The organism is Azospirillaceae bacterium, from assembly GCA_028283825.1.
Taxonomy (GTDB): Bacteria; Pseudomonadota; Alphaproteobacteria; order Azospirillales; family Azospirillaceae; genus Nitrospirillum.
The window spans coordinates 502199-526223 of sequence record JAPWJW010000001.1; the positions used below are offsets into that span (position 1 = coordinate 502199).

16 protein-coding genes are annotated in these 24025 nt (G+C 68.2%); 6 read left to right on the top strand and 10 right to left on the bottom strand.

Features of this window, described 5'->3' with window-relative positions:
* The first annotated feature begins 417 nt into the window (after positions 1-417).
* Genes PW843_01885 through PW843_01895 form a run of 3 tightly spaced genes read left to right on the top strand, consistent with a single transcriptional unit; the run spans position 418 to position 8172 of the window.
* The gene (locus tag PW843_01885) at positions 418-1830 is read left to right on the top strand and encodes an efflux RND transporter periplasmic adaptor subunit (protein MDE1145353.1); all 1413 of its coding nucleotides are present in this window, start codon (positions 418-420) and stop codon (positions 1828-1830) included.
* Entirely contained in the window at positions 1827-5042 is a 3216-nt protein-coding gene (locus PW843_01890) for an efflux RND transporter permease subunit (GenBank protein MDE1145354.1), read from the top strand. The genes PW843_01885 and PW843_01890 overlap by 4 nt, the downstream gene beginning before the upstream one ends.
* Positions 5043-5055: 13 nt before the next feature.
* Entirely contained in the window at positions 5056-8172 is a 3117-nt protein-coding gene (locus PW843_01895) for an efflux RND transporter permease subunit (GenBank protein MDE1145355.1), read from the top strand.
* Positions 8173-8350: 178 nt separating this feature from the next.
* Here PW843_01895 and PW843_01900 read toward each other — a convergent pair whose 3' ends face one another.
* Complete coding sequence (locus PW843_01900; GenBank protein ID MDE1145356.1) at positions 8351-9259, bottom strand: FkbM family methyltransferase; 909 nt, start codon at positions 9257-9259, stop codon at positions 8351-8353.
* Positions 9260-9452: 193 nt separating this feature from the next.
* On the opposite strand from PW843_01900, the gene PW843_01905 reads away from it, so the two are divergent.
* The 3 genes from PW843_01905 to PW843_01915 all read left to right on the top strand — a co-directional run bounded on the left by PW843_01905 (position 9453) and on the right by PW843_01915 (position 12226).
* Positions 9453-10124, top strand: a complete 672-nt coding sequence (locus PW843_01905; protein MDE1145357.1) for a response regulator transcription factor — start codon at positions 9453-9455, stop codon at positions 10122-10124.
* Positions 10121-11485 (top strand): HAMP domain-containing sensor histidine kinase, encoded by a 1365-nt coding sequence (locus tag PW843_01910; protein ID MDE1145358.1) that lies wholly within the window; start codon positions 10121-10123, stop codon positions 11483-11485. The genes PW843_01905 and PW843_01910 overlap by 4 nt, the downstream gene beginning before the upstream one ends.
* Positions 11486-11779: 294 nt before the next feature.
* Positions 11780-12226, top strand: coding sequence for a helix-turn-helix domain-containing protein (locus PW843_01915; protein ID MDE1145359.1), 447 nt, complete (start codon positions 11780-11782; stop codon positions 12224-12226).
* A gap of 37 nt (positions 12227-12263) precedes the next feature.
* On the opposite strand, the gene PW843_01920 is transcribed toward PW843_01915, so the two are convergent.
* The 9 genes from PW843_01920 to PW843_01960 form a co-directional block, all read right to left on the bottom strand.
* Positions 12264-12695 carry a hypothetical protein gene (locus tag PW843_01920; protein ID MDE1145360.1) on the bottom strand — a complete coding sequence of 144 codons (432 nt, stop codon included), beginning with the start codon at positions 12693-12695 and terminating at the stop codon, positions 12264-12266.
* A 4-nt stretch (positions 12696-12699) separates the two neighbouring features.
* Positions 12700-13902 carry a hypothetical protein gene (locus PW843_01925; GenBank protein MDE1145361.1) on the bottom strand — a complete coding sequence of 401 codons (1203 nt, stop codon included), beginning with the start codon at positions 13900-13902 and terminating at the stop codon, positions 12700-12702.
* A gap of 108 nt (positions 13903-14010) precedes the next feature.
* Positions 14011-15543 (bottom strand): efflux transporter outer membrane subunit, encoded by a 1533-nt coding sequence (locus tag PW843_01930; protein ID MDE1145362.1) that lies wholly within the window; start codon positions 15541-15543, stop codon positions 14011-14013.
* Between the two features lie 578 nt (positions 15544-16121).
* Positions 16122-16775 (bottom strand): TetR/AcrR family transcriptional regulator, encoded by a 654-nt coding sequence (locus PW843_01935; GenBank protein ID MDE1145363.1) that lies wholly within the window; start codon positions 16773-16775, stop codon positions 16122-16124.
* Positions 16772-18286, bottom strand: a complete 1515-nt coding sequence (locus PW843_01940) for an efflux transporter outer membrane subunit (GenBank protein MDE1145364.1) — start codon at positions 18284-18286, stop codon at positions 16772-16774. The genes PW843_01935 and PW843_01940 overlap by 4 nt, the downstream gene beginning before the upstream one ends.
* Positions 18287-18291: 5 nt before the next feature.
* Complete coding sequence (locus PW843_01945; GenBank protein MDE1145365.1) at positions 18292-19899, bottom strand: DHA2 family efflux MFS transporter permease subunit; 1608 nt, start codon at positions 19897-19899, stop codon at positions 18292-18294.
* A gap of 11 nt (positions 19900-19910) precedes the next feature.
* Entirely contained in the window at positions 19911-20975 is a 1065-nt protein-coding gene (locus PW843_01950) for an HlyD family secretion protein (GenBank protein ID MDE1145366.1), read from the bottom strand.
* 279 nt (positions 20976-21254) lie between these two features.
* A complete protein-coding gene (locus PW843_01955; protein MDE1145367.1) occupies positions 21255-23357 on the bottom strand; it encodes a S46 family peptidase in 2103 nt (700 codons plus the stop codon).
* Between the two features lie 164 nt (positions 23358-23521).
* Positions 23522-23971: a hypothetical protein gene (locus PW843_01960; GenBank protein MDE1145368.1), complete on the bottom strand. Its 450-nt coding sequence runs from the start codon at positions 23969-23971 to the stop codon at positions 23522-23524.
* Between the last annotated feature and the right edge of the window lie 54 nt (positions 23972-24025).

The following is a 24025-nucleotide window of genomic DNA, read 5'->3' on the forward strand; positions in this document are numbered from 1 at the left end:
GGCGGGGGACCGCCGTCAACCCCAAACCCGAGCGCGATTTGCCGCAATGCAAAATCGTCCGGCCGGGCGCACGTAAGGCGGCGGATTCGGGCGTGCCCGGCATCCCGACTGACATGAAACCGTCATGTTCCCGCCGTATGCCTCCCGCACCCCCGCAGGGTCGATGAAGGCCACCGGTGGGAACAAAGCGGTCCCATCCGCCCAGGCCCCAAGCGGTGCTGACGCCTGCGGCATTTCAGGGTAAGAGAAGGCGCCCGCGTTGGCCAAAGGATGGACGCGGGCGGGCGGTTGCGGGGCCTTCGAACCGGGCCTGGCGTATAAGAAACGGGACAACAGGATCTCAAGCCGGACGGCGTATAAACCCCGGTCCTTAAGATCATCGGGAAGGTTGGGATTTCGATGCGACGCAGAGTGTGGGTGTCTGCCCTGGTTGTTGTGCTGCTGGCTGGTGGCGCGTGGTGGGTCATGCATCACAAGAAGGCACAAGGCGAGATGGGTGGCCCCATGGGTGGACCGGGCGGCGGTCCCGGTGGCCCGCCCCCGGGCGGCCCCGGCGGTCCAGGCGGTCCGGGCGGTGGTCGTCGCGGTTTCACCTCCATCCCCACGGTGGGCGTGACGCCCGTCACCTTGGCCGACATGCCCGTCTACCTGGATGGACTGGGCACGGTGGTGGCCTACAACACCGTCACGGTGAAGACCCGCATCGGCGGCCAGTTGACCAAGATCGCCTTCACCGAAGGCCAGATGGTCAAGGCCGGCGACGTGCTGGCCGTGGTCGAGCCGCGCCTGTACCAGGCGGCCTACGACCAGGCGGTCGCCAAGGTGGCCGAGGACCAGGCCCTGCTGGCCAACGCCCGGCTGGATCTGGAACGCTATCGCGCCCTGGCGGCCGACAAGTACGGCACGCAGCAGACCTATGACACCCAGAAGGCCACCGTCGCCCAGGATGAGGCGACGCTGAAATACGACCAGGCGGCGCTGGAAACCGCCCGCACCAATCTGGACTGGACCGTCACCACGGCCCCCATCAGCGGCCGCACCGGCCTGCGCCAGATCGACGTGGGCAACTACGCCAACACCAGCGACACCGACGGCCTGGTCATCATCACCCAGATGCAGCCCATCTCGGGCACCTTCACCCTGCCGCAGCAGCAGCTGGAGGTGATCAACGAGCATCTGGCCAAGGGTGAGACGCTGAAGGTCCTGGCCGTCAATTCCGATGGCAAGCAGCTGGACGAAGGGTCGCTGGCCACCATCGACAACCAGGTGGACACCACCACCGGCACCATCAAGCTGAAGGCCACCTTCCCCAACAAGGACAGCCGCCTGTGGCCGGGCGGCTTCGTCAACATGCGCCTGCTGCTGGAAGTGCGGCCCAAGCTGGCCGTGGTCCCGGCCTCATCCATCCAGCACGGCCCCGACGGCACCTTCGTCTACGTGGTGAACGAGGACAACACCGTCACCCCGCGCCTGGTGACCGTGGCCCTGAATGAAGCCGACCGGACGGCCCTGTCCGACGGCCTGAAGGTGGGCGAGCGCGTGGTCGTCAACGGCCAGGACCGCCTGCAGGACGGCACCAAGATCGCCATCGCCGGCGCCGCACCGTCGGCGGGCGGCCCCGCCGCCGCCAATGGCGGTCAGGGCGGCACTCACAAGGCTGAGGGTGCTGCCGGCGGCCAGGCCGGCCCCGAGGGTGAACACCACCGCCGCCATAACCAGAACGGCCAGCCCAGCGGCGACAACGGCCAGCCTTCGCCGCAGCAGGGCAACCCGCCGCCGTCGGGTCAGTCCAGCCAGCAGCCCGCCCAGGGTGGCGGTACCCCGCGATGAATGTTTCCGCCCCCTTCATCGCCCGGCCGATCGCCACCACGCTGCTGGCGATCGGCATCGTGCTGGTGGGCGTCCTGGGCTATCAGGCCCTACCGGTGTCATCGTTGCCGGAAGTGGACTTCCCCGTCATCCAGGTGACGACCCAGTTGCCCGGCGCCAGCGCCGACACCACGTCCACCCTGATCACGGCCTCGCTGGAACGCCAGCTGGGCCAGATCCCGGGCCTGGACATCATGACGTCCATCTCCAGCTACGGCGTGTCCAACATCACGCTGCAGTTCGGGCTGGGCCATAATATCGACGACGCGGCGCAGGACGTGCAGGCGGCCATCAACGCCGCCGGCAGCACCCTGCCCAAGACGCTGCCCTATCCGCCGACATACGCCAAGGTCAACCCGGCCGATCCGCCCATCCTGGCGCTGGCACTGACGTCGGAAACCCTGCCCATCGCCAGCCTGTCGGACACCGCCGATGGCCTGCTGGCGCAGAAGCTGAGCCAGGTGACCGGCGTGGGCCGCGTCACGGTGCAGGGCAACCAGCGCCCCGCCATCCGCATCCAGATCCAGCCCGACCGCCTGGCGGCCTACAGCCTGAGCCTGGAGGATGTGCGCACCGCCCTGACCAAGGCCAACGTCAACCAGGCCAAGGGCAGCTTCGACGGTGCCGCCCAGGCCTACACCATCACCGCCAACGACCAGATCGAAAAGGCGGAGGCGTATTCCGACGTCATCATCACCTACAAGAACAACGCACCGGTCCACCTGCGCGACATCGGCGTGGTGACGCGCGGCCTGGAGAATTCCAAGGTCGGCGCCTGGTTCAACGGCAAGCAGGGCGTGCTGCTGGACGTGCAGCGCCAGCCCGGCGCCAACATCGTGGAAACCGCCGACCGCCTGAAGCTGAAGCTGAAGGAATTGCAGGCGGCCTTGCCCGCCGGCATCAAGCTGACCATCGTCGCCGACCGCACCGCCACCATCCGCGCCAGCGTCACCGACGTGCAGCAGACGCTGGTGCTGACCACCGTGCTGGTGGTGCTGGTCATCCTGGCCTTCCTGCGCAGCCCGCGGGCCACCATCATCCCGGCCGTGGCCCTGCCCCTGTCGCTGATCGTCACCTTCGGCGTCATGGCGCTGTGCGGCTTCAGCCTGGACAACCTGTCGCTCATGGCCCTGACCATCGGCACCGGCTTCGTCGTCGATGACGCCATCGTCATGATCGAGAACGTCATCCGCTACATCGAGGCGGGGGAGGCACCGCTGCCCGCCGCCTACAAGGGCGCCAAGCAGATCGGCTTCACCGTCATCTCGCTGACCGTGTCCCTGATCGCGGTGTTCATCCCGCTGCTGTTCATGACCGGCATCATCGGCCGGCTGTTCCGCGAATTCTCGCTGACCCTGACCATCGCCGTGGTGGCCTCGGCCGTGGTGTCGCTGACCGTCACGCCCATGATGTGCGGCCGCCTGCTGAAGTCCCATGCCGAGGAGGAGGAGGCACACCGCCGCCACCGCCGCTGGGCCCGCTATTCGCCGTTGGAATGGACCGAGACGGCGTTCAACTGGATGCTGAAGGGCTACGAACGCACCCTGGCCGTGGTCATGCGCTTCCAGTTCCTGACCCTGCTGGTGGCCATCGGCACCCTGGTGCTGACCATCGTGCTGTACCTGTGGATGCCCAAGGGCTTCCTGCCCAGCCAGGACACCGGCATCCTGGCGGTGACGGTGGACGGCGACCAGGACGCCTCGTTCGCGTCCATGTCCCGGTTGCAGCACCAGGTGTCGGACATCATCGCCGCCGACCCCGACGTGGTGTCGGTGACCAGCTTCGCCGGCGCCAGCACCGTCAACCCCACCCCCAACACCGCCCATCTGTCCGTGGGCCTGAAGCCGCGCGACGACCGCACGGCCTCGGCCGATGTCATCGCCGTGCGGCTGAGCCGCAAGCTGCAAGGCGTGCAGGGCGACGTCTACGTCCAGTCGGTGCAGGACATCCAGATCGGCGCCCGCGCCAGCCGGACCCAGTACCAGTACACGCTGGCGGACGCCGACGGTGTGGAACTGGCGGAATGGACGCCCAAGCTGGTGGCCAAGCTGCGCGCCTTGCCGCAGTTCCGCGACGTGGCCAGCGACCAGCAGACCAATGGCCGCGAGGTCACCCTGACCGTTGATCGCGACCTGGCGTCCCGCCTGGGCGTCAGCATCCAGAGCATCGACGACGTGCTGTACGACGCCTTCGGCCAACGCCAGGTGTCCACCATCTACGCCCAAGCCAACCAGTACCGCGTGGTGCTGGAGGTGCCGGACAAGATGCAGGCCTCGCCCGAGGCGTTGGGCCGGCTGTACGTGCCCAGCACCGGCGGCCCGGTGTCGGTGAACGCGGTGGCGCAGAGCACCCAGGTCACCACCAACACCCAGGTGCCGCTGAGTTCGCTGGTCCACATCTCCACCACCAACACCGCCCTGACCGTCAACCACCAGGCCCAGTTCCCGGCGCTGACCGTGACCTTCAACCTGGCGGAAGGGGTGTCCCTGGGCGAGGCGGTGGAGGCCGTCACCCAGGCGGAGCAGGAGATCGGCATTCCCGACACGGTCACCGGCTCCTTCGCCGGCGACGCCGCGGAATTCCAGACCTCCATCGCCAGCGAGCCGTGGCTGATCGCCGCCGCGGTGGTGACCATCTACATCGTGCTGGGCGTGCTGTACGAGAGCATCATCCATCCGGTGACCATCCTGTCGACCCTGCCGTCGGCCGGCATCGGCGCCCTGCTGGCCCTGTGGCTGACCGGCAACGACCTGTCGCTGGTGGCCCTGATCGGCATCGTGCTGCTGATGGGCATCGTCAAGAAGAACGCCATCATGATGATCGACTTCGCCATCGAGGCGGAGCGGGTGGAAGGCAAGTCCCCCCACGACGCCATCGTGGAGGCGTGCCTGCTGCGGTTCCGGCCCATCATGATGACCACCATGGCGGCCCTGCTGGGCGCCCTGCCCCTGGCGCTGGAACACGGCACGGGGTCGGAACTGCGCCGGCCGCTGGGCATCACCATCGTCGGCGGCCTGATCCTGTCGCAGATGCTGACCCTGTACACCACGCCGGTCATCTACCTGTACATGGAACGCCTGCGCGCCTGGGTGGCCCGGCGCCTGGGCGGGCCGTCGCATGACGCCCCGCACGATGGTGACCAGCCCCCGGCCCTGACCGGCCTGGCGGATTGAGGGGTTCAGCCGCATGAGCATTTCCGAACCCTTCATCCGCCGCCCCGTCGGCACGGCCTTGCTGGCCATCGGGCTGGCGCTGGTGGGGGCGGTGGCGTACGCCTTCCTGCCGGTGGCGTCGCTGCCCAACACCGACATGCCCATCATCTTCATCCAGGCCAAGGAATCGGGGGCCGACCCCGTGACCATGGCCGCGACGGTGACCGCCCCCCTGGAACGCCATCTGGGGGAGATCGCCGGCGTCAACGAGATGACGTCCAGCACCTCGCTGGGCAGCAGCACCATCATCCTGCAGTTCGACATCAACCGCCCGGTGACGGACGCCGCCCGCGACGTGCAGGCGGCCATCAACGCCGCGGCGTCGGACCTGCCCACCGGCCTGACCACCCAGCCCACCTTCCGCAAGGCCAACCCCAGCGGCCGGCCCATCATGACCCTGGCGTTGACGTCCAAGACGCTGACCAACCAGGCCATCTTCGACGCCGCCGACGGCATCCTGGCCCAGCGCCTGTCGCAGATCGACGGCGTGGCGCAGGCGTCCGCCGCCGGTGGCGAGAAGTCCGCCATCCGCGTGCAGGTCGATACCGACGCCCTGGCCGCCCGCAAGATCAGCCTGGCCGACATCAGCACCGCCATCACCAGCGCCAACGTCAGCCAGGCGGTGGGCACCATGGACGGCGCCGACACGCTGATGACGGTCAACACCAACGACAGCATGCTGAAGGCCCAGGACTACCGCGACCTGGTGGTGCGCACCGCCACCGGCACCGTCTTCCGCCTGGGCGACGTGGCGACCGTGCTGAACAGTTCGGAGAATATCCGCCAGGCCGGCTGGTTCGGCACCTCGCCGGCCGTGCTGGTCTCCGTCCTGAAGCAGCCGGGCGCCAACGTCATCAAGACGGTGGACCTGATCAAGGCGGAACTGCCGCAGATCCAGAAGTGGCTGCCGCCCGGCATCGAAATCCACGTGGTGAACGACCAGACCACCACCATCCGCGCCAGCGTGGACGACGTGCAGGTCACCATGCTGATCTCCATCGCCCTGGTGATCCTGGTGGTGGGCCTGTTCCTGCGCCGCCTGGCGCCCACCCTGGCCGCCGCCACCGCCGTGCCCCTGTCGTTGGCCGGCACCTTCGCCATCATGTGGCTGCTGGACTACAGCATGGACAACCTGTCGCTGATGGCCCTGACCATCAGCGTCGGTTTCGTGGTCGATGACGCCATCGTCATGCTGGAAAACGCCGTCCGCCACCGCGAGATGGGCAAGCCGCCCCTGCAGGCCGCCTTGGACGGCGCGCGGGAGATCGGCTTCACCATCGTGTCCATGACCCTGTCGCTGGTGGCCGTGTTCGTGCCCATCATCTTCATGGGCGGGCTGGCCGGCCGGCTGTTCCACGAATTCGCCATGACCCTGACCGGCGCCATCCTGGTGTCGGGCATCGTGTCCGTCACCCTGACGCCCATGATGTCCGCCCGGTTCATGGACCACAAGGAACGGCCGCCCAACTGGGCCGACCGCTGGGTGGGCGGCCCGCTGGACGCCGTCACCAACGTCTACATGGATGGGCTGGGCTGGGTGCTGCGCCACCGCGTCTTCATGCTGTTCGTGGCGATCGGCACCATCTTCCTGACCATCTGGCTGTACACTGTGGTGCCCAAGGGCGGCTTCCCGCAGCAGGACACCGGCCTGCTGCGCGGCAGCGTCCGCGCCTCGGCCGACACCTCGTTCCAGACCATGCAGCGCCGCATGCAGGAGGTGGTGAAGATCATCGCCGCCGATCCGGCGGTGGATGTCATCGGCGGCACCACCGGCAGCGGCGGCGGCGGCCCGGGCAGCACGTCCGCCAACACGGGCAGCATGACCATCTCGCTGAAGCCGCGGGACCAGCGCGACGTGACGGCCGACCAGGTCATCGCCCGCCTGCGGCCCAAGTTCGCCCGGATGGAGGCCTTGCAGGTCTTCCTGCAATCCGAACAGGATTTGCGTTTCGGCGGCCGCAGCAGCGATTCGCAATTCCAGGTGTCGCTGCTGTCAGACAACCTGGAGGACCTGTATGAGTGGACACCCAAGCTGGTGGCCAAGCTGAAGGAAGTGCCGGACTACTTCCAGGACGTCAGTTCCGACCAGGACAAGGCAGGATTGGACGCCAAGGTCGTCATCGACCGCGACATGGCGTCCCGCCTGGATCTGACGCCGTCGGACGTGGACGCGGCCCTGGGCAACGCCTTCAGCCAGAAGCAGGTCAGCACCCTGTACGGCGTGCGCAACCAGTACCACGTGGTGCTGGAGGCCAAGCCCAGCCAGCAGGCGGGGCCCGAGGATCTGGTCCGCACCTATGTGAAATCGACCACCGCCGGCATGATCCCGCTATCGACCTTCGCCAAGGTGAAGGTGCAGGACTCGCCCCTGTCGGTCACCCACGACGGCCAGTACCCCTCCGCCACCCTCAGCTTCAACCTGGCCGACGGCATCGCCCAGGTGGACGCGCTGGCCCGTGCCCAGCAGGCGGTGACGGAACTGGCCATGCCCGCCAGCATGCGGGTGGAAGTGGGCGGCATCGCCAAGATCTTCCAGCAGCAGAACCAGGGCCAGCCGCTGCTGATCGTGGCGGCGCTGGTCACGATCTACATCGTGCTGGGCATGCTGTATGAAAGCTGGGCCCAGCCCATCACCATCCTATCCACCCTGCCATCCGCCGGCATCGGCGCCCTGCTGGCCATGCTGGTCACCGACACGGAACTGTCGATGATCTCCTTCATCGGCATCATCCTGCTGATGGGCATCGTCAAGAAGAACGCCATCATGCTGGTGGATTTCGCCCTGGCGGCGGAACGCATCCGCGGCCTGGCGCCGGTGGAGGCCATCACCGAGGCCTGCCGTGAGCGTTTCCGCCCCATCACCATGACCACGCTGACGGCCCTGCTGGGCGCCGTTCCGCTGGCCATCGGCGGCGGCACCGGCGGCGAATTGCGCCAGCCGCTGGGCATCGCCCTGGTGGGCGGCCTGCTGCTGTCGCAGTTCATCACCCTGTACACCACGCCGGTGATCTACCTGGCGCTGCGGCCCCGGCAGAAGAAGCCGAAGCTGTCACGCCTGCACGCCGCCATGGTGGGCGTGCCCCGGTCCTGAAGAAAACCCCGCCGGATCGCTCCGGCGGGTTTTTTTAATTTGTTCCCTCAGGCGCCGGGCGCCGGCATCCGCCGGCTTGGCTCATCCTCGATTTCCAGTCCGCCCAGGCTCCCCGGAAATCTCCGGCGGCCGCAGTCGCGGCCTATAATGGCATGAGTCAAAACTCATGCCGCTGGCACTACGAAGCCACCAGTGACCAGTCCGACGGTTCCCACAGCACGTCGCGGCTGGTCACCCCTTCCACCGCGAACAGCAGGGTGCCGGTGGCACCGCCGCACGGGTGATAACCGTGCAGCGCCAAAGTGGCCGGCAGGTCGAAGGCCCAGCGCGTGCTGCGCCGCCGCTCCACCACGATCAGCCGGGGGCGCAAGGCCGGGGGGGCGGCCTGCAGGAAGGGGATCAGCGCCATGTCGGCGCCGGCCTTGAAACCCAGGCGCAGCACGTCGACACGGGTAAGCCCCGCCTCTTCCACCAGCGTCAGCAGCGGCCGGGCGCGCGTCAGCGCCGGCGGCGGCGCGTCCCAGGCCGCCGGTGCCCGGGAGAATGTCTTGGAGGGCAGGATCACGTCGTCGCACGCCGGCCCCACCGCGCTGTCCAGCAAGCTCACGGTCGCGGCCAGCGGGTTCAGCGCCAGGTTGACGGCCAGGCGGTGGCGGGTGGCGGCGTTGGGTTCCACCGCCACCACCCGGCCCGGCGCGTCCAGATGGCGGGCGGCGGCCAGGGTGTGCAGCCCGGTGCCGGCACCGACATCCACGAACACGCCGTCGGACGGCAGGACGGCGGCGATACGGGCCCGAACCTGTGCGGCCGAGCGGGGCAACGCCAACTGGCGCCGGTCATCGGCATGGGCGCGGACATGCAGGCGCCGCCGCAGGCCATCCATCGTCACGTCGATGACGGAACCGTACAGCCATGGCACCGCGCGGCGCACCACCGGGCCCAGCAGCCGCCCGCCCAGGCGCCCGGTCCCCAGGGCCAGCAGCAGGGACGGCAGGCCGCCCGGGCTGTGCCGTCCAAAGGCGTCGCCGCCCGTCAGCGTCCCCGTGGACGAATGGTGGTCCGTAGCGTTCGCGGCGATGGCGGTCATGACGGGCATACCCTCGGTTGATCAGCGCGTGGCAACAATGGCACAGTCAAGCTGACGTCTTGCTGACGCGCGGCGGGTGGACCGCAACCCCGCCTTCCGCGCAAAATCCGCCCGGTTTTCGACAGGCGGGACCGGTTGGCGCGTATACTAACCTCTGCCGCCCGCAGTGGGCGTCCGTTCAGGGAAGGGGCCGATGCGGCTTTTGTTGGTTGAGGATGAACGGGATCTGCGGACCCTGACCGCCGATCACCTGGCGCGAATCGGCTTCACCGTCGATGCCTGCGGCAGCCTGGAAGAAGCGGACGATTACATCTCCACGGCCGATTACGACGCCCTGATCCTGGACCGACGCCTGCCGGACGGCGACAGCGTCAGCCTGGTGCGCCGCCTGCGCAGCCACCGGCGCAAGGTTCCCATCCTGATGCTGACGGCCCGGTCCACCCTGGATGACCGGATCGAGGGCCTGGACGCCGGCGCCGACGATTACCTGGTGAAGCCCTTCGACCTGGGTGAACTGGCGGCGCGGCTGCGCGCCCTGCTGCGCCGGCCGGGCGGCGTCATCGGCACGGTGCTGGAATGCGGCAACCTTTCCTTTGACAGCGCTGCCCGCAATGCCAGCATTGCCAGCGCCCCGTTGGGCCTGACCGCCCGCGAACTGGCGCTGCTGGAGGTGCTGTTGCGCAAGGTGGACCAGGTGGTGACCAAGGCGCAGATCGACAGCGCCCTCTATGGTTTCGGCAATGAGGCGACCGACAACGCGGTGGAGGCCCTGGTATCCCGCCTGCGCCGCAAGCTGAGCGCCGCCGAGGCCACGGCCGGCATCATCACCATGCGCGGCCTGGGTTATATGATGAGCGCCTCGTGACCCCTGCGCTGATCAAGATATGGCGCCACCGGTCGTTGCAGGGGCGGCTGGCCTGGCGCCTGGGCCTGTTGTTCCTGGCTTCGGTCGCCCTGGGCATCCTGCCCCTGGTGGTGCGGCTGGAGGAGGCGGGCACCGTCGTCCAGCGCAAGGTCCTGCGTGGCCAGGCCAATGAGCTGATGGTCGCCTTCAAGCGCAATGGCCTGAGCCTGGAGCGCCTGCCCCCGGACCTGGCCAACCGTTATGCCCTGGAGGAGGACGGCGTCATCTACGCCGTGTGGGACCAGCACGGCCGGCTGCTGACCCAGTCCCTGCCCCGGGCCGCCAACACCCTGCGCGACGCCCTGAACCAGGCGGAGGACGAATATTTCTTCCGCCCGCAGGGGGAACCGGAACGGTACGGCCTGGGCACGCCCTTCAAGCTGGGCGACGCCACCCTGACCCTGGCGGTGGGCCAGTCCCCCACCGCCGACCAGAAGATCATCAACGGCCTGCTGGACGAATTCGTCCGCGACATCCTGCTGTTCGGCATTCCCGTGGCGCTGATCGCCGCCGCCATCGGCGTCTGGACCATCCGCAGCAGCCTGACGCCGGTGCAGGAGGTGTCGGCCGAGGCCGCCGCCATCGGCCTGGACCGGCTGGACCAACGGCTGGACGGCAAGAACCTGCCGGCCGAGGTGCTGCCCCTGGTGGACGCCTTCAACACCGCGCTGACCAGCCTGGAGGGCAGCTTCCGCCACCACCGCCGCTTCATCGCCGACGCCGCCCACCAGCTGCGCACGCCCCTGGCCGTGGTCCAGGCCCGCCTGGAAAGCGGGGAGGCCGATATGGCCGCGGTGCGCGCCGACGTGCGCCGCCTGTCGCGCCTGGTGGCCCAGCTTCTGTCCCTGTCCCGCCTGTCCGGCACGCCCCTGCCCCGCCACGACCAGGTGATGGCGGGCGAATTGGCGGCCGAGGAGCTGGTGGGGCTGGCGCCCCTGATCCGGTCGCTGGGCAAGTCCCTGGAGCTGGAGGTGGTGGAGGACTTCCACCTGGTGTGCAACACCGGCGCCGTGGCCGAGGCCCTGCGCAACCTGGTGGAAAACGCCGTCGCCTATGGCCCCGCCGGCGGCACGGTGGAGGTGCGGGTGGGCCCCGGCCCCATCCTGTCCGTCGCCGACCGCGGCCCGGGATTGCAGGGCGAGGACCCACTGACCCTGGCGGAGCCGTTCGTGCGCGGTGCCGCCGGCGCCGGCATCACCGGATCCGGCCTGGGCCTGGCCATCGCCATGGAGATCATGCGCCAGCACGGCGGCCACCTGGCCGCCCGCGACCGCCACGGCGGCGGCGCGCTGTTCAGCCTGTGCTTCGACGCCGCCGCCTGAACGTCCGCCTAGCGCGTTTCGGATATTGCGTTTACTGTTCGTCTGACTCATATCTAGAGCAGATCGCGAAAAGGTGGAATCACCTTTGAAGCGTGAATCTGCTCGCGGACAGACTCAAGCTATAGCGGGTTGCGGTTCCGATTAGAGCAAGATGCGATCACGTGTGATCGCATCTTGCTCTTAAGCTGTTCATGATAGAGCGGATTTACACGATCAGGTGATTCCACCTGATCGCGTTCCGCTCTAAACGCAACCCGCTATAGGTCACCATGACGCGGGATATGAGAGGTCAAGATGTCAGCGCTGTTGCAGCGGAACGACACCATCGTCCCGTCTGACGAAGACACGAAGCTGGCGACGGAGTCGAGCCGCATCCTATCCAAGAACGCGGATCGGGAACTACAGGTCCAGTTGGACGACGGGCAGGCCCTGCCCCTGCCCCGCGCCTTGCGGGAACTGATCACCCATCTGCTGGTGGAGATATCCCAGGGTAATGCCGTCACCCTGATCCCGGTTCACGCCGAGATGACGACGCAGGAGGCGGCCGACTTCCTGAATGTCAGCCGCCCCCATGTGATCAAATTGTTGGAGACGGGCCAGTTGGCCCATCACAAGGTGGGCACCCATCGCCGGGTCCGCTTCACGGACCTGAAAGCCTTCAAACAGAGGCAGGCCCAGACCCGATCCAAGGCCATGGCGGAACTGGCGGCCCAGGCCCAGGAGCTTGGGATGGACTACTGAGTGGCCATGGCCACCCATGCAAAGGCGGCCAACACCCTCAGGGGATTTTCCACCGGCTGAACTGGGAATTCCCTAAGGTGAGGGTCCGATCCGTCCCGCCTGGTTCATCGTTGACCATCACCTCGCCGGAAAGCTCAAGACCACCGGTGGGGAGGTCGGACATTTCCACCACCAGGAAGTTCTTCATGTCTTCCGGTCCCAGCGCGGCGGCGCCCACCTGGATGCTGCCCTCGATCTGAGTTTGCCAGGACGCGTCGTTATCGACCGTGATGGACCAGCCCATAGGCAGGCGCGGCAGGCTGCGGATGCCGCCATTGGCGATGTGGATGTGAAAGGCGATGACCCGCTCCCCCGGTTTCACGTCCAGGGGACCGACCGACACTGTGAGATGATCGCCCGCGCGGGCGGCCGTTCCGCAAAAAAGCGTCAACGACGCCACCAACCCCAATACTCCCCATCGCACCCGCATGGCCTCACACTTTCAGGAAAATCCGGCGGCGGTAGAGCACCTCCAGGATGGCCCACCACAGCGCCACGAACAGCAGCGCGAAGGCCAGCGATCCCAGCTTTTCCGGCAGGTAGGGATAGAACACCGCCTCGTAGATCACGTCCTGGATCGGCGCCATGCGATGGTCCCACGGCAGGGTGATCATGCCACCGATGACGATGGCCATCAGTTCCGAGCCCACATAGGCCAGGATGGGATTGACGCCGAACACCAGCGCCGGCCGCGTCCAGGCGCGCCAGCCGCGCACCTCCACCACCCACATCAGCGCGCCCAGGCACAGGCAGGCCATGCCGGCGGTCAGCACCACGAAGGAACTGGTCCACAGGTTCTTGTTGATGGGGAAGGCCAGATCCCAGACCTCGCCCAGCAGGACGCCGGCGACACCGGCAACCACCAGCCAACGGATGCGGGCCGTCAGGGGCAAGGGTTGGCCCAGCCAGCGGCCGGCCAGCAGGCCCAGCAGCGCCGTGGCGACGGCCGGCAAGGTGGACAGGGCACCCTCCGGATCCCAGGTTTTGCCCGCCGCCCACAGATGATTGCCCCAGGGCCCCCAATCGAACAGGGCGCGATCCACCGCCGCCGCCATCGTGCCGCCGGGATGGGCCAGCGCCGCCAGGCCGGTGGCGCCGCTGCCGGGCACCGGCACGCAGGTCATGACCGCCCAGTAGCCCAGCAGCAGCAGGGCGACCAGCGCCCCCTGTCCGCGCGGCCCCACCCGCAAGGACACCAGGCCCGCCGCGACGTAACAGAGGGCGATGCGCTGAAGCACCCCGGGGATGCGCCAGGACAGGACCTGCACCCACGCGCGGTGGGCCAGATCGCCGTGCGCGTCCGGGGAATATCCCGGGAACCAGGCGATGAGGAGGCCAAGGCCGAACAGGATGGCCCCGCGCCGCAGCAGCTGGCGCACCAGGGCGCGGTCCCCATCCCCGGCCAATCGCCGCCGGGCCAGCGACAGGTGGGTGGTGATGCCCACCATGAACAGGAAGAAGGGGAACACCAGGTCGGTGGGCGTCCAGCCGTGCCAGCGGGCATGGCGCAGGGGCCAATAGATGTCGGACCAGGTGCCAGGGTCGTTGACCAGCAGCATCAGGGCGACGGTCAGCCCCCGGAAGACGTCCAGCGACAGCAGGCGTTCAGGCTTGGCGCCGGGAAGGGGGACAGGCATGGGCGGACAACGTGTCTTTCAGGCGCGGGATTTCACCGCCCCAACAGATCGGTTCCGGACCCCCGCGCAAAGGGTAAAGGACGGCGTTTCGCCGAAAAAATAACGGGATCAGCCGCCCGCCACCGGGCTGGGGGCCGGCTTGGTGGCCGGGCTGGGATCGGCCGCGGCTTCGGTCTGGTCCACCGACCAGCCGCCACCCAGCACACGGTACAGGGTGACGATGGAGGTCAGGTAGTTCAGGCGGCTTTGCACCAGCGTGTCCTGCGAACTGAACAGCGTGCGCTGGGTCGTCAGCACGCTGACCATGTCGGCGGTGCCGCGCTGGAACTGGCCGGTGGTGCCCTTCAGCGCCACGTCGGCGGCGGACGTCGCCTTTTCCTGGGCGGTGCGGATCTGGCGGGTGTAGCGCACGCCGGCCAGCGCGTCCTCAACATCGGAGAAGGCGGTGACCACGGCCTTCTGATAGTCGGCGGTCAGCTCTTCCACCTTGGCGCGCTGCACGTCCGACTGGGCCTGCAGGTTGCCGGCATCGAACACCGTCTGGGTCAGGGATGAGCCGATGGACCACAGCTCGCTGGCCGGGTCGAACAGCTTGCCCAGGTCGGCGTTCTGATAGCCGTAGCTGCCGGTCAGGCTGATGTCGGGGTACTGCTGGGCGATGACGTTGCGCAGGGTGGCGGCGCCGGCGATCAGCGTGGCCTCGGCCGAGGCCACGTCGGGGCGGCGGCGCAGCAAGGTGGACGGCAGGTTGGGCGCCACCTCGGGTTCCACCAGGCCGGACAGGGTCGTGCCGTCGATCTTCAGCTGTTCCGGCAGCACACCCACCAGGATGGCCAGCGCGTCCATTTCCTGCGCCAGGCTCTGTTCGTACTGCGGGATGTTGGCGCGTTCCGCCTCCACCACGTTTTCCTGGTTGGCGACATCCACGTCGGTGGCGGTGCCGGCGCGGGCGCGGGCGCGGATGCCCAGCAGCATGTCCTCCGCATCCTTCAGCGACTGCCGCGCCAGGGCCAGGCGGTCCTTGTAGGCCAGGCAGGTGAAGTAGTCGGTGGCGACATCGGCGATGGCCGTCATCAGCACCGTCTGCTTGTCATAACGGCTGTAGTCCAGGCTGGCCTTGGCCGATTCCAGGGCGCTGCGGTTCTTGCCCCAGAAATCCAGCTCATACGTCGCCGACAGCTTGGCGGAATAATTGCTGCTGATGTTGTTGCTGGTGATGTAGTTGCCGTTGCTGACCGTGGTGGTGCCGCCGCCGGTCTGGCTGCGGGTGCGGCCCACGTCAGCACTGACCGTGGGGAACAGGGTGGAGCGCTGTTCCGTCACCACGCCCTCGGCCTGGCGGATGCGGGCCACGGCGGCGCGCACGTCGAAATTGTTGGCCGCCACGCGGGCGATCAGGCTGTCCAGTTCCGGCGAATTGAACTGCCGCCACCAATCGGCCGCGATCTCCGGCGACAGGGCGGCGTCCTTGGCGGCATCGCCCGTCACGGTCTCGCGGTAGGCCGCCGGCTGCGGCGTGTCGGGGCGTTCATAGTCCGGGCCCACGGTGCAGGCCGTCAGCGCGCCGCCGAGAAGGCAGGCCAGCAGGGCCGGACGGGCGACGGACGAAAGCAGGGAACGGGACGACCGAAAACGCAGCATCGCGGGGCTTGTTCCAGGATGGGAGGCCGAAGGGGGACGCGAAGAAACAGGATTTTCCGGCGCCCTTCATTTCACACCGGCAGTCCCCTGTCACGGACGAACTACCCCCGTGACCAAACTGGACCGGCCCCAGTCACCCCAAGTGGACGGGACGCATCGAACCGGCTGGGGTTGGTACGACGCAAATCGCCCAACCTGTCGGGAAAAGTATGGAGATGAGACGATGCGGGCACCGGCACCCACGGCACAAATCCGCGATTTCTGCCGCTAGGCCCCAACCGGGGCCGCCGGAAGTTTTCGGGGAGCGTAGCGGACTGAAAACTGAGGATAGCCAAAGGGCCGAATGGCCCTGCCGGCGCTTGAGGAACTTTAGGACGCGACCGCGTCCGCCGGACTTTTCCGGGGAGCCGAAGGCGGACTGGAAAAGGAGGATAGCCAAGGGCCCGGATGGGCCCGCCGGCGCCTGAGGAACTTTAGGACGCGACCGCGTCCGCCGGACTTTTCCGGGGAGCCAGAGGCGGACTGGAAAAGGAGGATAGCCAAGGGCCCGGATGGGCCCGCCGGCGCCTGAGGCGAACTTAACGACGCGCCATGCCGGCGATGATGGTGTCCAGCATCACGTCCAGGTCGGCGTGCATGTCCAGGGTGCGGTCCAGCAGGGTCCAGCGCATCACCAGGCTGTGCTTCATGCCCGCCAGGATCCAGCCCACCCGTTCCACGTCGATGTCGGCCTTGATCTCCCCCGCCGCGATGCCTTCGCTGATCAGGGCGCAATAGATGCGGTGGGGGCGTTGCAGGCGTTCCACCAACAGCGCCCGCATGTCGGGGCTGTCGGCCAGCACCTCGCGCGAGAACATCAGCGACGACAGCGCCGGGATGTTTTCCGCCAGTTCCAGCCAGGTGTGCATGACGCGCCGCAGGCGGACCAGCGGCGTGCCGGGGCCGTTGACGGCATCGTGGATGGGGGGCGTCACGCGCTGGGCCAGGCTGTCCAGCACCGCCTCCCACATCGCGCGTTTGGTGGGGAAGTGGCGGAAGAGGGAGCCCTGGGCCATGCCGATGCGGTGGGCGATGGCGGTCGTCGTCGTGCCGCCCGGCCCCACCTCATGCATCAGTTCCAGCGCGGCGGTGATGATCTCCGCCCGCCTGGTATCCCCGGTCTTGCGCTGGCGGGCCTTATGCCCGCCCGCACATCCCCCGTCGGGGGCATCCGCCGTTCCCTGGGTCGTCATGCCGGCGGCGTCCCCGCCGGCTTGGCGCCCTCAGGTGCGGCATCGGCCTGCGTGGCACCCTCACCCGCCTGCCAGCCACCGCCCAGCGCCTTGTAGAGGGCGATGGTCTGCTGGACCAGCAGGTAGTCGCTCTGCGCCACCGCGTCCTTGGACGTGGCCAGGGTGCGGTCGGAATCCAGCACGGTCAGGAAGTCGGACAGGCCGGCGCGGAATTGCGACCGGGCGCGTTCCTGCGCCGTGCGGGCGGCGGTCAGCGCGCGATGCAGCGTGGCGTTGCGCTCACGCTCATTGGTATAGGCCACCAGCGCGTCCTCCACCTCCTGGAAGGCGGTCAGCACGGCCTTGCGGTAGTTCAGGCGCGCTTCCTGCGCCTGGGCCTCCGCCCCCTTCACCCCGGCTTCCAGCCGGCCGGCGTCGAAGATGGTGCCGCTGAAGGTGGGACCCGCACTCCAACCCAGGCTATTGCCTTCGAACAGCTTGCCGACGATGGGGTTGACGGACCCGCCGATCAGGCCCAGCGACAGCTTGGGATACCGCGCCGCCTCACGCACGCCGATCTCGGCGTTGGCGGCGGCCAGGCTGCGTTCCGATGCGCGAATATCAGGGCGCGCGCGCACCACCTCGGCCGGCAGGGTGACCGGCAGGGCGGGCGGCAGCGGTACTTCCGGCCCGGTGGTGGTCAGCAGGGCGTCCATCTCGGACGGGGCGCGGCCGGTCAGGGTGGCGATGGCGTGCACCCGCTGGGCCGCCTGGGTCGACAGCGTCGGCAGGATGGCCTTCTGCTGTTCCAGCTGGCCGTCGGCCTCCGCCAACTGCAATTCGGTCGCCAGGCCGACCTTGTATTTGGCGGCGGTCAGGTCGCGGGTTTCCTGCGACAGGCGCACGTTCTCGTCGGCGATGGCCAGGCGGGCCTGGGCGGAGCGCAAGGCCGCATAATCGGTGCCCAGTTCGGCCAGCATGGACATCAGCATGGAGCGGCGGTTTTCCACGCCGGCCTGGATGTTGGCGTCCGCCTCCTCGATGCTGCGGCGGGTGCCGCCGAACAGGTCGATCTCCCACGAGGCGTCGAAGCCGCCCAGGAAGATGTCGCTGGTGCCGCCCAGATCCTGCCCCACCAGGCCCGGGGGCAAGCGGTTGCGCATGGCGGCCGTCTCACCCTTCACGCTGGGATACTGTGCCGCGGCCGCCGACTGGCGTTGGGCGCGGGCGGACAGGATGCGCTGTTCCGCCACCTTCAGGTCCAGGTTGTCGGCCACCAGGTCGGCCACCAGCCGGTCCAGCGTCGGGTCGTGGAATTCCGTCCACCAGTGCGCCAGCACGGCGGGATCGGCGGACCCACCGGCCTGCACGGTCTGGATGCCGTTGGCGGCGGTGCCGCTCCAGCCCGCGGGCGCCGTGTCGGCCGGGGCCTTGTAGTCGGGACCCAGGGTGCAGGCGGCGGTGAGGGCCAGGGCGGCCGTCGCCGCCAACAAGCGGGCCCGGTGCCGGGTGATGTGAGGGAAAACAGGCATGGGTCTCACTCCGCGGCGGCGGGCTTGAGCGCCGCCTTGGTGGATTTCATGAAGAAGGCCAGCGGCACGACGCACAATGCTACGACGCCGGACATGCGGAACACGTCGATGTAGCCCAGGATGGCCGACTGCTTCAGCAGGGTGCGGTACATGCCGCCCAGGGCCGAGGATTCGATCTGGCCCGACGACAGCCCGTGGCCGTAAAGGCCGTCCATCCAGGCCTGCTTGGTCATCTGGAAGCCCAGATCCAGGTTCGACAGATGTTCCGCCAGATAGGCCTGGTGCACCTGGGTGCGCTGGGTCAGGTAGGCGGTGGTCAGCGCGATCCCGATACTGCCGCCCAGGTTACGGGCCATGGAATACAGTGCCGCGGCATCGCCGTTCATCTCACGCGGGACGGTGGCGAAGGCCACCGTGCTGATGGGGATCATCAGCAGGGCCGTACCGAAGGTCTGGGCCATGCGCATGCTGACCAGCCCCATGAAGTCGATCTGCGGGCTGAGGGTGGCGGTGTAGAACATGGCGGCGCCCAACAGCAGGAAGCCGGTGGCCACGATGAAGCGGGCCTGGAACTTCTTCAGCAGCACGCGGGTGATGATGGGGATCATGATCAGGATCATGAAGCCGCCGGGCGACAGGATCATGCCCGCCCACGTCGCCGTGTAGGCCAGTTGCGATTGCGCCAATTGCGGGATCAGCACGGCGCTGCCGTACAGCGTGCCCGCCATGATGCTGATGAACACGGTGCCGATGGCGAAGTCCTTGTTCTTCCACACCCGCAGGTCGACGATGGGATCCGGCCGGTCCAGCAGCCAGACGACGGCGCCCACCAGGCCCAGCACGGCGCCCACGGCGAAGAACTGGATGAACCCGCTGGAGAACCAGTCGTCCTGTTCACCCCGGTCCAGCACGATCTGCAGGCAGGCGAAACCGACGGCGATCAGCGACAGGCCCATCACGTCGATGGTCTTGCGCCCCTTGCCGGCGCCGGCCTTGGCCCAGGGCGGATCCTCCACCACGGTGGAGATGGCGAAGGTGGCGATGATGCCGACCGGCACGTTGATCAGGAACACCCAGCGCCAGCTGAAATTGTCCGTGATCCAGCCGCCCAGCGTCGGCCCCATGATGGGGGCGGCGATGATGGCGACGGCGGTGACGCCGAAGGCGGTGGCGCGCTTGGCCGGCTCAAACGTGTCCAGCAGGATGGACTGCTGGTTGGGTTGCAGCCCGCCGCCGAAGAAACCCTGGAACAGGCGGAAGATGATCAGTTCCGGCAGGGAGGTCGACAGGCCGCACAGCAGCGACGACACCGTGAACATGATGATGGACAGCAGGAAGTAGTTCTTGCGCCCCATCATGCGGCCCAGCCAGCCGGAAACGGGCAGCACGATGCCGTTGGCCACCAGGTAGGAGGTCAGCGTCCAGGTGCTTTCGTCCGTGCCCACCGACATGCTGCCGGCGATATGCGGCAGGGCCACGTTGATGATGGTGGTGTCCAGCACTTCCATGAAGGTGGCGACGGTCACCACGAAGGCGACCAGATAGGGGTTGTGCTTGGGCCGCCAGCTGGCCGACCCGGCTGGGGCTTCGGGTGGGGGAAGTCCTTCGCTCACCGCTCAGGCCCTCAGTTCAGCTTGACGGTGGGTTCGACCGACAGGCCCAGCGGCAGCGGGTGGTCGGCCGGCAGGCCGCCCGTCACCTTGATCTTGACCGGCAGGCGCTGGACGATCTTCACGAAGTTGCCGGTGGCGTTTTCCGTGGGGAAGGCGGTGAAGCGCGAGCCCGTGCCCATCTGGAAGCTGTCGACGGCACCGGTCAGCTTCAGGTCGGGGAAGGCGTCGACCTCAATGTCCACCGGCTGGCCGACGCGCATGTGCTCCAGCTGGTTTTCCTTGAAGTTGGCGACGACCCAGACCTCAGGCGTCACCACCGTCATGGCCGACTGCGAGATCTGCAGGTAGTTGCCCTTTTCAATGGCGCGCTTCGTCACCCAGCCGTCCTGCGGCGCCACCACGGTGGTGTAGGACAGGTTCAGTTCGGCCTGGTCCAGTTCCGCCTGGGCGGCGCCGACCTGGGCCTCCCACTGCTTCACTTGCGCTGCGGCCACATCGATGTTGCGCGGCGCCTGTTCCGCCGTGCGCAGCTTGGCGTCGGCGTCGGCCAGCTGGGCCTGGGCGGTGCGGAACTGCGCCTGGGCGGCGTCGATCTGCGACTTGGTGGTGGCGCGGACGTCAATTTCCTGCTGGCGGGCCAGGTCGGCCTTGGCGCGGACCAGGGTGGCCTCGGCCTGGGCGCGGGCGGCGCGGGCCTGGTCCACCTGGGCGGGGTAGCTGACCTGGGCGATGTCCAGGGTGGTGCGCGCCTGGGTCAGCTGCGCCTGCGCCAGCGCCAACTGGGCGGCGTCGCGGTCGCGGACGACCTTATAGTCGCGCGGGTCGATGCGGAACAGCAGGTCGCCGGCCTTGACGCGCTGGTTATCCTGTACCGCCAGTTCCACCACCAGGCCTGAGACCTTGGGCGCGATGGTGACCACGCGGCCTTCGGTGAAGGCGTCGTCGGTACTTTCCTTGCCCCGGCCCTCAAGCCAGAGCACGACCCCGCCGACCACGACGACGGCAAGAACGCCCAGGCCGATGATGCGCGGCAGGGGCGAGCGCTTGGGCGGAAGGGCGGAAGGAGCGTTGGTCATGATGGTCCTTTGGTCCCTGATCGTTGAAGGCCGGATCGGGCTTTGCCCCTAAGGGTCGACGCATCGGGCCCGGACAAGCCGGGCCGATCTATGCATCACGGGAAGGGGGATGGCGCCGCGCGCAAAACGGCGGAATGGGTTTGCAAGCGAGTTATTGCTTATTACGGGTATCGGACGCCATTGAGGATGGCGCAGATCAGGAATGCGGCAAGCGGCAAAAAAGGGGATGTATGCGTGCGGATACCGCGCATTTCCGCATCCCTGGGTCGGAATGCGCCGTCAAAACCCCAGTTCGCGGCTGAGCCGGGTGGCGCCGTAGACCTTGGTCAGCGCCTCGCGCACGGCCCCCACCGACACCCACACCGACCGGTTGACGGTGCCGTCGTAACCAAAGTCGCCGCCCAGCGACTGGATGTTGCCGTCGAAGATGGTACCGACGATCTGGCCCTGGGTGTTGACCACCGGGGACCCGGAACTGCCGCGCACGATGTCGTTGGTGCTGACGATGTTCAGCTTGCGCGCCATGTCCAGGTCGCCGCGCGCCTGCGTCCAGGTGCGCGGCAGGGCCAGCGGCGCCACCCCGGTGGCATGCGCGAACGCCTCGCCCACCGTGGTGTAGAAACGCACGTGCCGGCCGTTCTCGTCATAGCCCCGGACGGTGCCGTAGGACAGGCGGGGGCTGAAGGTGGCGTCGGGGTAGGCGTCGGTGCCCTTGGCGGCGAAGATGGCCTGGGCGATGGCACCGGCGTTGCGCCGCTCCACCGCCTCGACATTCACCTCCACATCCCGGCGCACGGCCTGCGCCTGCCTTTCCAGCGCCTGGGCGAAGCGGATCAGCGGGTCGCGCGACTCATTGATGGCGGTGAGGCCGCCCGTCAGCAGGCGGCGGCGCTCCGCCGGGTCGCCCAAGCGGGTGCCGTCCACCAGGTCGGCCGCCATGCGGTCGGCCGTGCGTGTGCCCAGCACGTCGCGCACCAGCGGATCGTCCGATCCCAGGGTGCGGCGCAACTGCACCAGCCAGGCGCGCAGCAGCATCTTTTCCAGGTCGGGAGAAACGGGTGCTTCGGCCAGCAGCCGCTGGCGGGTGAAGGGGAAACCGGCCTCGGTGAATTCCTGGAACCGCCGGATGTCGGGCAACTGCCGCTGTTCCGCCGCGCGCACCAGCAGGCGGGCATAGGCGAACAGGTCGGACTGCGGCCCCCGCCCCTCCTCGATCACCTCCATGCGGTCGGCGATCGCGCGGTAGCGGGCCACCGCCTGGGCGATGGCGGCCCAGGGGTCGCCGAAACGCTGGTGGAACTGCGGGTCGGCCGCCACCCTGGCCCGCAGATCCTCCTCCGCCGCCCGCCGCGCGTTGATCAGGCCGGGTTCCGCCAGGGCGCGGAACTGGCCCAGGCGCGCCTTGTAGGCGTTCTCCACCGCGAACAGCTTGGAAAAGGCGACACGGGCGTGTTCCGTGCCCTCCGACGAGAACTGCAGCAGCAGGCCGCGCAGTTCCGCCAGATAGACCAGGCTGTCGGGCAGGACGACGTCGCGCTGGTATTCCAGTTCCGCCACGGTATCCAGGCGCGAGGTGCTGCCCGGGTTGCCGGCGGTGAAGACCAGGTCGCCCTCCTCCGCGTCACGCGGGGCGTAGGGCAGATAGGTGGCCCGGCTGTCCAGCGGCTGGCCGGCGGCCTCATAGACCCGCAGGAAGGCCACATCCAGGTCGTAGCGGGGGAATTCGAAATTGTCCGGGTCGCCACCGAAGAAGGAGATGTCCTCCTCCGGCGTGAACACCAGGCGGACGTCCTGGTAGCGGCGGTACTTGTAAACGTCGTAGGCGCCACCCCGGTACAGTTCCACCACGTCGCAGCGCAGGGTGTCGTCCCCGTCGGCGCAGTCGCGCTGCAACCGGGCCAGCACCTGGCGCAGCGCCACGCCGTAATCCTCGCCCGTGCGGCCCGCCAGCGCGTCCTTCACCTGCGCCGTCGCGTCGGTGATGGCCAGCAGCTGGTTGGCCTCCACATCCGGGCACTTGATCTCTTCCTCCGCCCGGGTGGCGTAGAAGCCTTCCCGCACCAGGTCGCGGCGGGCGGTGGACAGCTGTTGCAGGCAATCGCGGACGCAATGATGGTTGGTCTGCAGCAGGCCGCCGCCGGAAACGAAGGCGGCGGAGCACCCCCGCGCCAGCCGCACCGACGCCAGGCGCACATGGTCCAGCCAGGCGGGCGACGGGTCGAAGCCGTAGGCCTCGTTCACCTTGGCGCTGGGGAAATGGTTGAAGGTCCACATGCCTTCGTCGGCGCGGGCGGCGGTCGCGTACCCCAGCAAGACGCACAGCGCCAGCACCCCACCGCCGTGACGCACGGCGGTCCGTCCCCAACAGAACCAGCGATCCATCCCGTCCTCTTTATGCCCGGCCGCGCCGGCCTCCCTTCATTGGCGGCGCGGTGCCATCATAAACCCGGGCGATCCGCCCACGGGACGGGAAATTGTCGCGGAAATGCAAAAGCCGCCAGCCCTGCGGCCGGCGGCTTGCAATGATGGCAATGCTGGCACAGGCCTCAGTTCATCACGCGCCAGGAACCGTCCGGCTGGCGGCAGGCGGTGCCGACCTGCTGGGTCGGATGGCCGGCCACCGTGATGGTGGAGGTGTACTCCCGGCAGTAGGACTGATCGACGCCCGGCTTGGCGGCCGCCACCGCCTGCACCGGCTGAGGCGCCGGCTGGGTGAACGCTACGGGCGGCGGCGCCACCGCCACCGGCGGGGGGGCGTAGGCATAGGGCGCATAGCCGTACGGGCTGTAGCCATAATAGGCGTACGGTGCGGCGTACACCGCCGGATACGCGGCCCAGTACGGGTCGCGCCAACCCCAATAGGGCCGATGCCAATAAGGACCGTAGGCACCCGGCCAATAGGGGCCGACGCCGATGCCCACGCTGACGAACGTGCGGGCCTGCGCCGGGACAGCGGCGCCGGCCACGGCCAGCAGGGCCACCACCAGGGACATCATCACCAGGAACGGAGCCCTGAACACGCTTGAAGACACGCGCGACATCATCATCCT

Coding starts and splice junctions, on each gene's coding strand:
- PW843_01915 (MDE1145359.1), top strand. CDS start 11,780: ATGTCAGCGCTGTTGCAGCGGAACGACACCATCGTCCCGTCTGACGAA.
- PW843_01905 (MDE1145357.1), top strand. CDS start 9,453: ATGCGGCTTTTGTTGGTTGAGGATGAACGGGATCTGCGGACCCTGACC.
- PW843_01940 (MDE1145364.1), bottom strand. CDS start 18,286: ATGCCTGTTTTCCCTCACATCACCCGGCACCGGGCCCGCTTGTTGGCG.
- PW843_01925 (MDE1145361.1), bottom strand. CDS start 13,902: ATGCCTGTCCCCCTTCCCGGCGCCAAGCCTGAACGCCTGCTGTCGCTG.
- PW843_01890 (MDE1145354.1), top strand. CDS start 1,827: ATGAATGTTTCCGCCCCCTTCATCGCCCGGCCGATCGCCACCACGCTG.
- PW843_01955 (MDE1145367.1), bottom strand. CDS start 23,357: ATGGATCGCTGGTTCTGTTGGGGACGGACCGCCGTGCGTCACGGCGGT.
- PW843_01920 (MDE1145360.1), bottom strand. CDS start 12,695: ATGCGGGTGCGATGGGGAGTATTGGGGTTGGTGGCGTCGTTGACGCTT.
- PW843_01950 (MDE1145366.1), bottom strand. CDS start 20,975: ATGACCAACGCTCCTTCCGCCCTTCCGCCCAAGCGCTCGCCCCTGCCG.
- PW843_01960 (MDE1145368.1), bottom strand. CDS start 23,971: ATGATGTCCCTGGTGGTGGCCCTGCTGGCCGTGGCCGGCGCCGCTGTC.
- PW843_01935 (MDE1145363.1), bottom strand. CDS start 16,775: ATGACGACCCAGGGAACGGCGGATGCCCCCGACGGGGGATGTGCGGGC.
- PW843_01900 (MDE1145356.1), bottom strand. CDS start 9,259: ATGACCGCCATCGCCGCGAACGCTACGGACCACCATTCGTCCACGGGG.
- PW843_01895 (MDE1145355.1), top strand. CDS start 5,056: ATGAGCATTTCCGAACCCTTCATCCGCCGCCCCGTCGGCACGGCCTTG.
- PW843_01930 (MDE1145362.1), bottom strand. CDS start 15,543: ATGCTGCGTTTTCGGTCGTCCCGTTCCCTGCTTTCGTCCGTCGCCCGT.